Source organism: Gilvimarinus sp. 1_MG-2023, from assembly GCF_030548285.1.
In genome coordinates, this window is record NZ_JAUOSC010001298.1 from 1 (window position 1) to 255 (window position 255).

Sequence of the window (255 nt, forward strand, 5' to 3'; positions counted from 1 at the left end):
GGCTGGCACCAGAGTGGTGGTTTAACGGTATCTTCAGAGCAGTTGCCTGCTTGGCAAACAACCGAGCTTGATACCTCGACATGGACTGAGGCTGAGGACTGGGTAGCCCGAAGTCGTGTAACAAATCTTGAAATCAAAAGTGAGTTGAATGGCACTCTGTCTAATTTCGGTAAGCTTTTCTGGCAATATATTGGTGAGCATGTTGATGAACTGGCGGCCATTATGGCTGATGACACCGTTCAGATAACCTCACTG

1 protein-coding gene is annotated in these 255 nt (G+C 47.8%); it reads left to right on the forward strand.

Annotated elements, in window-relative coordinates; all coding sequences use genetic code 11:
- The coding region (locus Q4563_RS21045) for a hypothetical protein (protein ID WP_303605908.1) at positions 1 to 255 on the forward strand (255 nt) is incomplete at both ends.